Source organism: Marivita sp. (assembly GCF_017643905.1).
Classification (GTDB): domain Bacteria; phylum Pseudomonadota; class Alphaproteobacteria; order Rhodobacterales; family Rhodobacteraceae; genus Marivita.
In genome coordinates, this window is sequence record NZ_JAEPMO010000131.1 from 1 (window position 1) to 11,971 (window position 11,971).

General features: G+C 60.2%; 10 protein-coding genes. 7 read left to right on the top strand and 3 right to left on the bottom strand.

Annotated features, from left to right (window positions below; all coding sequences use genetic code 11):
• Positions 1 to 320 precede the first annotated feature (320 nt).
• Entirely contained in the window at positions 321 to 1,859 is a 1,539-nt protein-coding gene (locus tag JJ869_RS18010; protein ID WP_292269168.1) for a DUF4214 domain-containing protein, read from the top strand.
• A gap of 4 nt (positions 1,860 to 1,863) precedes the next feature.
• On the opposite strand, the gene JJ869_RS18015 is transcribed toward JJ869_RS18010, so the two are convergent.
• A complete protein-coding gene (locus tag JJ869_RS18015; protein WP_292269170.1) occupies positions 1,864 to 2,763 on the bottom strand; it encodes a LysR family transcriptional regulator in 900 nt (299 codons plus the stop codon).
• Positions 2,764 to 2,936: 173 nt separating this feature from the next.
• Here JJ869_RS18015 and JJ869_RS18020 point away from each other — a divergent pair, with 173 nt between their 5' ends.
• A complete protein-coding gene (locus tag JJ869_RS18020) occupies positions 2,937 to 3,668 on the top strand; it encodes a DUF4386 domain-containing protein (protein ID WP_292269171.1) in 732 nt (243 codons plus the stop codon).
• A gap of 62 nt (positions 3,669 to 3,730) precedes the next feature.
• Here the strand turns inward: JJ869_RS18020 and JJ869_RS18025 are convergent, their stop codons facing one another.
• Positions 3,731 to 4,918, bottom strand: coding sequence for an OmpA family protein (locus JJ869_RS18025; RefSeq protein WP_292269172.1), 1,188 nt, complete (start codon positions 4,916 to 4,918; stop codon positions 3,731 to 3,733).
• Positions 4,919 to 5,169: 251 nt separating this feature from the next.
• Between JJ869_RS18025 and pheS the strand changes: the two genes are divergently transcribed.
• From pheS to mscL, 5 genes are all read left to right on the top strand, one after another.
• A complete protein-coding gene (pheS, locus tag JJ869_RS18030; RefSeq protein ID WP_292269174.1) occupies positions 5,170 to 6,240 on the top strand; it encodes a phenylalanine--tRNA ligase subunit alpha in 1,071 nt (356 codons plus the stop codon).
• Positions 6,241 to 6,314: 74 nt separating this feature from the next.
• Positions 6,315 to 8,711 carry a phenylalanine--tRNA ligase subunit beta gene (gene pheT / locus JJ869_RS18035; protein WP_292269176.1) on the top strand — a complete coding sequence of 799 codons (2,397 nt, stop codon included), beginning with the start codon at positions 6,315 to 6,317 and terminating at the stop codon, positions 8,709 to 8,711.
• A gap of 29 nt (positions 8,712 to 8,740) precedes the next feature.
• A complete protein-coding gene (locus JJ869_RS18040) occupies positions 8,741 to 9,373 on the top strand; it encodes a class I SAM-dependent methyltransferase (protein WP_292269179.1) in 633 nt (210 codons plus the stop codon).
• A gap of 54 nt (positions 9,374 to 9,427) precedes the next feature.
• The gene (locus tag JJ869_RS18045) at positions 9,428 to 9,877 is read left to right on the top strand and encodes a YtoQ family protein (protein ID WP_292269181.1); all 450 of its coding nucleotides are present in this window, start codon (positions 9,428 to 9,430) and stop codon (positions 9,875 to 9,877) included.
• A gap of 162 nt (positions 9,878 to 10,039) precedes the next feature.
• The gene (gene mscL / locus JJ869_RS18050; protein WP_292269183.1) at positions 10,040 to 10,465 is read left to right on the top strand and encodes a large conductance mechanosensitive channel protein MscL; all 426 of its coding nucleotides are present in this window, start codon (positions 10,040 to 10,042) and stop codon (positions 10,463 to 10,465) included.
• 64 nt (positions 10,466 to 10,529) lie between these two features.
• On the opposite strand, the gene JJ869_RS18055 is transcribed toward mscL, so the two are convergent.
• Complete coding sequence (locus JJ869_RS18055) at positions 10,530 to 11,816, bottom strand: PQQ-dependent sugar dehydrogenase (protein ID WP_292269185.1); 1,287 nt, start codon at positions 11,814 to 11,816, stop codon at positions 10,530 to 10,532.
• Positions 11,817 to 11,971 lie beyond the last annotated feature (155 nt).

Below are 11,971 nucleotides of genomic sequence, written 5' to 3' on the forward strand. Positions count from 1 at the left end.
CTTCAAGGCCAGCTCGGAGACCGCGAAAAAAAAGAGGAAGGAGACGCCAATGTTGACCCCGTCATGAACCGACCGACATACTGACAGGCGGGTCAAATCTCGATGACAATGCTGGGTCAGTTCTCAGTGACATCCAACAAGTCTGGACAAGCGTCAAGCAATGACGGGCCGCGAGCAGCACATCCCGCGATGAGCGCCAATCCAGTGTCGCGGAATACCGCGCACTTGGCTGCCCGCAATCTTGCACGCAGTTTCAGGAAGTCTTGAAATTCCGGTGCCGCCAAAGCTCCGCTGTTGGACGATGAGTAGAAGACCAGGTCATGTCGACGATCTTGAGCACAAACAACACGCCAAAAGGCCCGGTCACAGTTCTGGGTCAAGCCTATGTTGGCGAAAAGTTGATCGCGCGACCGAACGGGATCGGGGATGCGGACGGCATTGACTACACCACCGCGACATTCCAATGGCTTCGAGACGGAGAGATCATCGAAGGCGCGACTGACCGCACGTTTGAGGTGTCCGAGGCCGACGTGGGCGCACGTCTCAGTGTGCGGTACAGCTATGTCGACTTTGGCGGCACTCTCGAAATACTGACCAGCGACCCTGAAAACGCCGTGCCTCCCGCCGGAACACCTGTCCCGGACGACACTGGCGCGAACAATCCGCTGATTGTTCTCGGGGACGCGATTGTCGGCGAAAGCCTGACGGCGCGCCCCAACGCGGTCAGCGACGCCAACGGGATCGACACATCCACGATCACATACCAATGGTATCGGGACGGAACTGCGATCAGCGGAGCCACGTCGCAAGTCTATGAGGTGACCGATGGCGACATTGATGCGCAGATCACCGTTCAGTTCTCGTACTTGGACCTGCGAGGCATTGCCAAGTCGCTGACAAGCAATCCCAAGGCTCCTGTTCCGATTCCTGTCGTCGAAGAGGTGACGCCTCCAATAGTGGACGTCCAAGATGATCTTCTGTTCGGTACGGCAGGCGCAGACACGCTTCCTGCCGCATATGGTCTCAAACGGATCGACGCATTCGGCGACACCGATACGGTGACTTTCGCTGGCGACCAGTCGGACTACACCGTGATCATCGGGCAAGATGGCGTGACCGTTTCGGACCACCGGGCGTTTGGCCTCGGTGCCATCACACTGGAAAACGTCGAATTCCTTGACTTCGCGACCGAGATCCCGGCCTTCGATGGCCCGCTTGACCTGCAAATGTTCAGCGGCTTGGCCGATCTGTCCCAGAACGATGCAGAAGCGATCATCGAACTCTACATCGCCTATTTCAACCGTGCGCCTGACTCCATCGGTCTCAACTTCTGGGGAACCGCCTTCGCCAGTGGCGTGTCACTGAGCGAAATGGCCCTGCTCTTCGCCGACCAGGACGAAACCCGCGCCACCTACCCTGATGGCACGTCGAACGCGGATTTCACCGCAGAAGTCTATGGCAATGTCCTTGGACGCTCCGCAGATCAGGCGGGTCTGACATTCTGGACAAACGCGTTGGACTCGGGGGCCGTGTCGCGCGATGAACTGATCCTTCAAGTCCTCGAAGGGGCACGGTCGCCATTGCAGATCGAACGTGGGCTCGATTTCATTCAACAGCAGATTGCGGATCGAAACTACCTCGAGAACAAGATCGACATCGGCGCGCTTTACGCTGGTCACAAGGGTATGTCCGATGTCGCGCAAGCAGAAGCCGTGATGGCGCTGTACGACGGTACGGCCTCCAGCATCATTGCCTCTGTCGATGCGATCGACACATTCTATCGCGATGCCATCGACCCGAGCGATGGAACGTTTCTTCTGCAGGTCGTCGGTGTGCTCGACAATCCGTTCGAGAGCTGATCGGTCAAGGCTGGTCCCGCGACGACAGCGCGTCCGCAAGGAAATCGTAGACCAGTCGCAACCGTCGATTGGAAAGAATATCCCGATGCGCGGTCAGCCATATCGGGAAGGGCAAATCCTGTACCGTAGGAGCAACACGGCTCACTGACGGGTCCGCGTCGCCGATGCGCACATCGATCTCGCCGACCCCAAGCCCCTGCCGGACCATTTCCCACATCGCCAGATAACTCGTGCATTCATAGGCGACCGATGCCTGGGTCAATGGAAGGCCCATCGACTGCATCACACTGACAAAGCCCTCTGCCGGACCGGGCACGATCAATTGCGCATTGGCCCAATCTGTGTCGCTATTGATGACTCCGAAACGGTCGATATAGGCCTGAGCCGCAAAGAAGTTCGCGCCTGCATCCGCAAGTCGTCTTGCAACCAGATCAGGCTCTTTTGGCCGAAAGTTGCGCAAGGCGATATCGGCCTCGCGCCGCATCAGGTCAGTGGCCTGATTGTCGGCCACAATCCGTAAGGTGATGCTGGGTTCCTGCTCGCGCAGGCGCTTCAGGATCGGCGGCAGGACAAGCCCGGCATAGGCATCGGACGCTGAAATCGTCACGAGACCGGACACGACATCGGATTGACCATACGCCGCGATCGAAAGCGACATGGCCGCCTCGCCCATCTTTCGGGCATGCGCGATCAGGTCCGCCCCGGCTGGGGTCAGCTCAAGACCGCGCCCGAAGCGTTCGAACAGCACAACCCCAAGTTCCGTCTGAAGCGCATCGACCTGCCGGCTGAGCGTTGGCTGCGCCAGCCCCAGTGCCCGTGCCGCTGCCGACAAGGATCCCTCTTCGGCCGTCACCAGAAAGGCGCGGACCCGGTTCCAGTCAAAGGTAACAGAAGACCAATCCATGCAAATCTGCATATCAAAAATAGAAATTAGGTCAATTTTGTTGGGGTACGCGTTCGGGTATATTTTGGACAGTCACACCAAGACGCGACGATCAATTCATCATCCATACCGCTTTTCGACGGCCAGCCCCCGCTCGCCGAATGCTGTTGCTTTGCAAAATGAAAGGAACTCCCATGCGTGCCTTTTCAGACCCGACATCCCCGCAATACGCCCGTGTCACAGGTATGTTCTACCTTGGCATCGCCATCGCAGGTGGTTTTGCCATTGCCTATGTTCCATCGCAGATCGTGGTTCAGAGTGACCCGGCTCAAACCGTCACCAACATCCTGACCCGCACCTCGCTCTACCAAGCTGGTATCGCTGCGGATCTGGCGGTCATGGTGTTCGAAATCATGGCGCTCACGATGCTTTATTTCATGTTCAAGCCGGTCTCAGCGACGCTGTCCTTCGCCGCCGCAATGGCGCGGCTGAGCATGGTCAGTGTGATGTCCGCCATGTTGTTCTTCCACGCGGGCGCGACCCTGCTGGCGCAGTCACCGGAACTGGTCAGCAGCTTTGACGCCGCTCAACGTGCCGACCTTGCCGGCCTGTTTCTAGAAATGCACCGGGCCGGCGTCTGGATTTGGCAGGTGTTCTTTACGCTGCATCTTGTCCTGCTGGGTACATTGGTGCTGGCATCGCACCGCTTTCCCCGCATCATCGGCGTCGGGCTCATCGTTGGCGCGTCAGGCTACGTCCTTGACAGCATCTACGCCTTTGCGTTTCCGGATGCAGCAGTCCTCGGCATCCTCCGCGCTGGCCTTCTTGCCATCGTGACCCTGTCGGAAATCAGCTTTGCGCTTTGGCTGCTGATCAAAGGTCAATCACAAGACGTACCACGACACACCAAAATGGCAACGATCTGATCCCAAAACGAAACAGGGCGGCCCGTTGAACCGCCCTGCTTCCTATTCCCAGCGTGACGCGCTCAGTTTTCGAGGATCACGTCGAAATCAATACGACGCTCGCTCAGACCCGGCTGACCGGCAAGGATTTTCGGGGTCGAATGCGCCGCGATGATGATCTGCTCGGGATCGAACCCGGCAGCCACAAGCGAACTCATCAAAGCGACCGCCCGAAGACGTGCCGTCGCAGGCGTTTCCCCAGACCCAAGATCGTCCGAGAATTGACCGACGACGCGCAACCGTGCGTCAGGGCAGGCGCTTGCCTTTCTTGCAAGATCCATGACCGCAGGCATCCCATCAGACGGTGCCGTAATCGATCGCGGCGAATAGAACAGCTTGGTCTGCGCGACAGCCGTCTGAAGCTGTTCGGCGCAAGCGGAGGGCGCGTTACCCAAAGGACGTGAGAACCCGGTCACTCCGGCGCGTTGCGAGATTTCACGAATTTGGAACTCAACGCGACGGTCATAATAGGCAGCCGATTGACTACCCGTGACATTTGACGGCCTCTGGCTGCCCAACCCGATGGATTGGAACCGCGTCACGTCGATACCGGACGCCGCAATCCGCTTGAGGACCTCATCTGCGCGCTGCTGGCTCAGACGCCGGTTGACCGCCGGATCGCCGGACGGGTCGGAATGGCCCTCGACCACAATCTCGACGTGCGGACAATCCTGGGCCACCAGCCCGATCAGACGCGCCTGCGCCATGCCAGCCTCTTCTGCCGTCAGGCCGCCGCTTGGAAAGTAGATGCGCGCCTCGCTTGCAAGCACACGCAGGTCTTCGACACAGGATTGATCCTGAGCGAGGTTGGCCTGCGCGGCGGCAAAAAACGCCTGCGGGTTGCTGGTCGGACTGACCTTGGGTTCCGGTTCGATCGACACGGTTTGCGGTGCAACCGTTGGCTGAACCGGTGTCACAACAGCAGGCTCGACCGGAGCCGGGGCCAGCGTCACTTCCGGCGGTTGCGGCGCTTGCAGAACCGCCGCCTGAACGGCCTCGATGCTGCCCGAGCTTTGCGGCACCAATCCGATACCCTGTTCGCCCAACGCAACAGGGTTCTGCGTCACGGTCCGCGACACCTCGAAGTCAGAGGCAGCACCAACAGGCCCTGCATCTCGAGGTCCGAAACTGATGACCCCGGTTGCGGCAAGGACGATCGCCGCGGTCGGCGCAATCCACGGCAAATGCTCTTTCAAAATTCGTAACGACATGCTCTTCCCCCAGAATTAAGCAGCATCGTGAGCGTTGTTTCGCTCAACATATTGGCAGTGATATCTTTCGATACTGCTCAATTTGGTGTTCGGGTCAACATCTATGTGGCAACCCTGCGCTGTAGCATAGGATTTTTTTTCGCCTGTTACTTTCGCGACTCAGATCGAAAGAATCCCCCCGCACAATCCCGCTGCCTTGCGTCCCTGCACGGTCGCGGCTAGGGAAAGCACAAGACGAGCCGGAGGGTGACATGGACGATCTGCGCGACAAGTATATTGGGCTGATTGCGGCGGCGAGCGATCAAGCCACGCTCGAAGACCTGCGCGTGCAGGCCGTTGGCAAGAAGGGCGAGATAAGCCTTCTGATGCGCGAACTTGGAAAGATGAGCCCCGAGGAACGCCAGACCGCCGGTCCTGCCCTGAACGCCCTAAAGGACGAGATCAACTCGGCCCTTTCTGCGAAGAAAGTGGCGCTCGAAGATGTGGCGCTGGATGAGCGTCTGCGTGGCGAATGGCTCGACGTGACGCTGCCCGGTCGCGGCCGTCGCATGGGCACGATTCACCCGATCAGCCAAGTGACCGAAGAGGTCACCGCGATCTTTGCCGATATGGGCTTTTCCGTCGCCGAAGGCCCGCAGATCGACACCGACTGGTACAATTTCGACGCGCTGAACATCCCCGGCCACCACCCCGCGCGCGCCGAGATGGACACGTTCTACATGCACCGCGCCGAGGGTGACAATCGCCCCCCGCACGTGCTGCGCACCCACACTTCGCCGGTGCAGATCCGGTCGATGGAGAAAACCGGCGCGCCGATCCGCGTGATCGCGCCGGGCCGCGTCTATCGCGCCGACTACGACCAGACCCACACGCCGATGTTCCACCAGGTCGAGGGCCTTGCCATCGACAAGGACATCTCGATGGCGAACCTGAAATGGGTGCTGGAAGAATTCGTGAAGGCCTATTTCGAGGTGGACGATGTAGAGTTGCGCTTCCGCGCCTCGCACTTCCCCTTCACCGAACCCTCGGCCGAGGTCGACATCCGCTGCTCCTGGGAAGGCGGCACGCTGAAAGTGGGCGAAGGCGACGACTGGCTCGAAATCCTCGGCTCCGGCATGGTGCATCCCAAAGTTCTGCAAAACGCAGGCGTCGATCCGAATGAATGGCAGGGCTTTGCCTTCGGCATGGGCATCGACCGCATTGCAATGCTGAAATACGGCATCCCCGACCTGCGCGCCTTCTTCGATACAGACCTCCGCTGGCTGCGCCATTATGGCTTTGCCGCGCTGGATGTGCCGACGCTGCATGGCGGATTGAGTTAAAATCGTAGGCCGGGCTTCAGCCCGGCACAGAACTGGATTGCCGAGCTTAAGCCCGGCCTACAGGAAGACGAACCATGAAATTCACCCTCTCCTGGCTGAAAAAGCACCTCGACACCACCGCGACCGTTGACGAGATCACCTATGCCCTGACCGATCTGGGCCTCGAAGTCGAAGGCGTCGAGAACCCGGCGGACAAGCTCAAGACCTTTACGCTGGCCAAGGTGAAACACGCCGAACAGCACCCCGATGCCGACCGCCTGCGCGTCTGCACGGTTGAGACGGATGAAGGCGACAAGCAGATCGTCTGCGGCGCGCCGAACGCGCGTGCGGGCATCACCGTCGTTCTGGCGAAACCGGGCGACTATGTGCCGGGCATCGACGTCACGCTCAGCGTCGGCAACATCCGCGGCGTCGAGAGCCACGGCATGATGGCCTCGGAACGCGAGCTTGAACTCAGCGACGAACATGATGGCATCATCGAACTGCCCTCGGGCGAGGTGGGTCAGAAATTCATCGACTGGCTGGCCGAAAACGACCCCGCCAAGGTTGACCCGGTGATCGAAATCGCCATCACCCCCAACCGCCCCGATGCGCTGGGCGTGCAGGGTATCGCCCGCGATCTGGCGGCGCGGGGTCTGGGCACGCTCAAGACCAAACCCGTCGATGCCGTGCCCGCCAGCTTCACCGCCGACACCAAGGTTGTGATCGACGAAGACACGCTCGACGGCTGCCCGCTTTTCTGTGGGCGCATCATTCGTGGCGTGAAAAACGGCCCAAGCCCGCAATGGCTGCAGGATGCCCTGCGCGCCATCGGCCTGCGCCCGATCAACTTCCTTGTCGATGTGACCAACTTCTTCACCTACGACCGCAACCGCCCTTTGCACGTGTTCGACATGGCCAAGGTGACAGGCGACCTGTGCGTGCACCGCGCCAAGGGTGGTGAGGAACTTCTGGCGCTCGACGGCAAAACCTACACGCTCCAGCCCGGCCAGATGGTCATTTCCGACGCCAAAGGCCCCGAAAGCATCGCCGGCATCATGGGCGGCGAGGAAACGGGCTGCACCGACGAGACCACGGATGTCTTTGTCGAAAGCGCCTATTGGGACCCGATCCAGATCGCCTACACGGGCCGCGCGCTCAAGATCAACTCCGACGCCCGTTACCGCTTTGAACGTGGTGTCGATCCGGTCTTCACACCCGAAGGTCTGGAACTGGCGGTGCGGATGATCGTCGATCACGCAGGCGGTGAAGCCTCCGAGGTGATCCAAGCGGGTGCCGTGCCCGACACCTCCCGCGCCTACAAACTCGACCCCGCGCGGGTGATTTCGCTTGTCGGCATGGAGATCCCCGAGGCCGAGCAGCGTCAGACCCTGACCGCACTTGGTTTCAAGCTTGAAGGCAACATGGCCCGAGTCCCCTCCTGGCGCCCCGACGTGCTGGGCGAGGCCGATCTGGTCGAAGAGGTCGCCCGCATCGCCTCCCTGACCAAGCTGCAGGGCAAGCCGATGCGCCGCATGGACCCCGGTGTGCCCAAGCCGATCCTGTCCCCGATGCAGCGCCGCGAACGCGCCGCCCGTCGGACAGCGGCGGCGTTGGGTTACAACGAATGCGTCACCTACAGCTTCATCGACAAAGCCTCTGCCACGCTCTTTGGCGGCGGTGACGATGCGACCATGCTGGCCAACCCGATCAGCACCGACATGAGCCACATGCGCCCCGCCCTGCTGCCCGGTCTGTTGCAGGCCGCCGCCCGCAATCAGGCGCGTGGGTTCATGGACATTGCCCTTTTCGAACTCGGTCACGCCTTCCACGGCGGTGAGCCGGAAGAGCAGCATCTGATGCTGTCCGGTCTGCTGATCGGCAAGACCGGCCCCAAGGACGTACACGGCACCGCCCGCGCGGTTGATGTGTTCGACGTCAAGGCCGACGCCGAAGCGATCCTTGCCGCGATGGGTGCACCCGCGAAAACCCAAATCCTGCGCGGTGCGAGCGACTGGTGGCATCCGGGCCGTCATGGCATGATCTGCCTCGGCCCGAAAAAGGTGCTGGGTGTCTTTGGCGAACTGCACCCCAAGGTGCTCAAGGCGATGGATGTCAAAGGCCCTGCCGTGGCCTTCACCCTCTGGCCGCAGGAAATCCCCCTGCCGCGCAAAACCGGGGCGACACGCCCGGCGCTCGTGCTCAACGACCTGCAAGCGGTCGAACGCGATTTCGCCTTTGTCGTGGATGCGCAGGTCGCCGCGCTCGACCTGATGAACGCAGCAGCCGGGGCCGACAAGGTTTTGATCTCGGATGTGCGCCTGTTCGACGAATTCATCGGCGGGTCGCTGGGAGAGGGCAAGAAATCCCTTGCCATCACCGTGCGGCTTCAGCCGACCGATAGCACGCTCAAGGAAGCGGACATCGAAGCGGTCGGCAAGAAGATCATCGAGAAAGTCGAAAAAGCCACCGGCGGCACGCTGCGCGGCTAGGGCGACACAACAAGAAAGGCGAGGCCACCATGTACAAGTCTGCGAAGTTCTGGGATCGGGTCGCGGACAAATACGCGGCCTCGCCAATCCGCAATCAGGCCGCCTATGAGGCCACACTCGACCGGATGCGCGGACTCCTCTCACCTACAGATTCCGTCCTCGAACTGGGCTGCGGCACAGGAACGACAGCAATCGCGCTGGCGCCCAGCCTTGGGCACATCATCGCCACCGATGTATCTGACGCGATGCTCGACAAGGGCCGCGAAAAGGCACAGGCCGCCGGCACGGCCAATGTTGAATTCCTCCAGTCCGACGCGGCAGACGCGCCCGCAGGCCCGTTTGACGCGGTTCTTGCGCTCAACCTGTTGCACCTGCTCGAAGACCTTGATGGCGCGCTGTCCGAGATCGCCAAGCGCACCAAACCAGGTGGTCTGTTCATCTCCAAGACCTTCTGCATGCCGGGCCGGGGCAGCGTGATCTGGTGGTTCATCCAGCTTGGGCTGCCCATCGCCCAAGCCATTGGCAAAGCGCCTTATTTCGCCAAGCTGTCGACCTCCGACCTGGACGCGGCCATCACGAAAGCCGGGTTCACCATCGTTGAGACCCAGATGGCTCCGGGCAAGGATCCCCGCCGCACGGTCATCGCGCGTCGCACCGATTGATTGGCCTTTCCGCCGATCTGCGCTACCCCTTTTACCAAACAAAAGGAGTATCCCATGGCCCTGCGTGTCTACCTGTCCGGCGAAATCCACACCGATTGGCGTGAACAGATCATCGACGCCTGCCAAGGTCTCGACGTGAGTTTCGACAGCCCCGTGACCGATCACGCCGCGAGCGACGATTGCGGTGTGGCGATCCTTGGCGCGGAAGAAAACAAGTATTGGCACGACCACAAGGGCGCAATGGTCAATGCGATCCGCACCCGCAAGGGGATTGCGGACGCAGATGTCGTCGTGGTGCGCTTCGGTGAGAAGTACAAACAGTGGAACGCCGCCTTTGTCGCAGGCTATGCCGCTGCCTTGGGCAAGTCCCTGATCATCCTGCAACAGCCGGAACATGATCATGCCCTGAAAGAGGTGGATGCCGCAGCACTCGCGATGACCCGCACCCCCCAAGAGGTCGCGCAAATCCTGCGTTATGTGCTGACTGGAACCCTGCCAAATTGACAATACGGAAAAGATGACTCTGGCTTGCTGCATATTTGCGGCAAGCCTTCGCAAATTCCCCGTGGATTGTTTCGGGATGCGTGACAATGACTGTGGCAATGGTATCTAAATCGCAGCCACGCATTTTTCGTCGCGGCAAGCCAACACGAGGGAACACCAGTAATGATTCAAGAATTCAAAGACTTCATTGCCAAGGGCAATGTCATGGACATGGCCGTCGGTATCATCGTCGGTGCAGCGTTCACCGCGATTGTCACGTCGCTCGTGGGCGACATCATCAACCCGATCATCGCGCTGTTCACCGGCGGAATCGACTTCTCGGGATGGTTCTACACACTGGATGGCAGCACCCACGCGTCGCTTGCCGCGGCTCAGGAAGCGGGCGCGCCGGTCTTTGCCATCGGCAGTTTTATAATGGCGGTCATCAACTTCCTGATTATCGCCTTCGTGGTGTTCATCCTTGTGAAAATGGTCAACCGCATCAAGGCCGCCGCCGAAAAGCCGCAGGATGTGGCGCCCGAAGTTCCGACTGGCCCGAGCGAGCTTGATGTTCTGCTCGAAATCCGGGACGCGCTCAAGAAAGGCTGAAGACCCTTCACGCCCGTGATCCAGATCACCCTGCGCCGAACAGTCCGGCGCAGGGTTTTTCATGTCAGTTGCCCGGTGTAAGCTTGTGGATGAACCCTTCATCCGTCGCCGTGTAAAGGCTGCCATCCGGACCAAGCACAACCGACCGGAACCGTCCCGACTCCATTGCGAGCGTCAACTCGGTGACATCCTCGACCTTCAGGTCTTCGGTCAGTTCGATCACGTCGATCCGCTGGCCGATGGGTGTCCCGCCAAAGCCGATGCCCATGATACCCACGACCATGGCACCGTTCCAGTCGCCCCACTGCTCGCCTTCGAGGAACGCAGCCGAGGATGTGCCCTGAGACCAACCGTTGTTGTCCCAGATCGGCGGCATCGCATCAGGATAGGTCGCCAGATCCGTCATCGGCATGAAAGCAGCACGCGCATAGCGGTCCATGCCATCCATCTGGTTCGGGCTATAGCCACAGTAATTGTCAGGGCAATCGCCCCGACCCGCCATGTTCGGGCGCGGGTCCCAACCGGCATTGCCACCGTTGCGCAGCACGGTGATCTCGTCCGAATGCCACGGGCCATGCTCTGCCGTGATCGGCGTGCCGGTTGCCGGGTGGAACGCGATGCCCTGCACGTTGCGGTGACCATAGGTGAAGGTCCGCTTGTCAAAGCCCTCGGGCGGCGTGTTCTCGGCAGCGGCGTTGCCATCCCGGTCGATACGCAGCACCTTGCTGCCCATGATCGTCGGGCTTTGCGGCACTTGGCCGTTATGGGTGTCACCGGTGGTCAAGTAGATATACCCGTCTGGCCCAAAACGAACCCGACCGCCATTATGCGCACCCGACCCACCGAAGGGGTGGTCACTCGGCTCCATCTTGTAGGGCACATCGTCCACGATATCGGTGCGGTCCGACACGTTGGTAAAGTCTTCGTTCACCACCAGTCGCATCAGCCGGTTGGTGTGTGGCGTGACCATGTTGGATGTCGAATAGACAAAGATCTGACGGTTGTTGGCAAAGTCGGGATCGACCGCAACCCCCATCATCCCGGCCTGTCCATCACAGAACAGATCGTCCGCGCTGCTGGCATAGCCCTCGGCACCCGACATGCCTAAGAGGTTGTTGACCTGACCCGATGGCAGCAGGACAGACAGCCCGTCACACTTTTCGGTAAAGAACATCGTGCCGTCGTCAAGGAACGACATGTCCCACGGCTCGTCGACGTCGTCCAGCACGATCGTGTGCTGCAAGCTTGTGGTATTCATCATCTGGGCCGAAACCGATGACGCGGCAACAAAAGCGCCGGTCATGAACGGCGCCAAGGCCAAAACTGCAGTAGTACGAGACAGATAACCCATAACATCCTCCCTGATTTAGTCGACCTTGAACAAGGCAATTCAGGCTGTGACGGGTGTGTATAGCGGCTGATTGCGGGGAGCTTTGGTTTCCAAATTTTGGATTGCGTTGAGAATAGCAGCGAGCAGATAGACCAAAAGAGACCTGAGATACCTCA

What these genes read in the sequence shown, in the direction of transcription:
- JJ869_RS18010 (WP_292269168.1), top strand. Translation starts at nt 321, where the DNA reads ATGTCGACGATCTTGAGCACAAACAACACGCCAAAAGGCCCGGTCACA.
- JJ869_RS18015 (WP_292269170.1), bottom strand. Translation starts at nt 2,763, where the DNA reads ATGGATTGGTCTTCTGTTACCTTTGACTGGAACCGGGTCCGCGCCTTT.
- JJ869_RS18020 (WP_292269171.1), top strand. Translation starts at nt 2,937, where the DNA reads ATGCGTGCCTTTTCAGACCCGACATCCCCGCAATACGCCCGTGTCACA.
- JJ869_RS18025 (WP_292269172.1), bottom strand. Translation starts at nt 4,918, where the DNA reads ATGTCGTTACGAATTTTGAAAGAGCATTTGCCGTGGATTGCGCCGACC.
- pheS (WP_292269174.1), top strand. Translation starts at nt 5,170, where the DNA reads ATGGACGATCTGCGCGACAAGTATATTGGGCTGATTGCGGCGGCGAGC.
- pheT (WP_292269176.1), top strand. Translation starts at nt 6,315, where the DNA reads ATGAAATTCACCCTCTCCTGGCTGAAAAAGCACCTCGACACCACCGCG.
- JJ869_RS18040 (WP_292269179.1), top strand. Translation starts at nt 8,741, where the DNA reads ATGTACAAGTCTGCGAAGTTCTGGGATCGGGTCGCGGACAAATACGCG.
- JJ869_RS18045 (WP_292269181.1), top strand. Translation starts at nt 9,428, where the DNA reads ATGGCCCTGCGTGTCTACCTGTCCGGCGAAATCCACACCGATTGGCGT.
- mscL (WP_292269183.1), top strand. Translation starts at nt 10,040, where the DNA reads ATGATTCAAGAATTCAAAGACTTCATTGCCAAGGGCAATGTCATGGAC.
- JJ869_RS18055 (WP_292269185.1), bottom strand. Translation starts at nt 11,816, where the DNA reads ATGGGTTATCTGTCTCGTACTACTGCAGTTTTGGCCTTGGCGCCGTTC.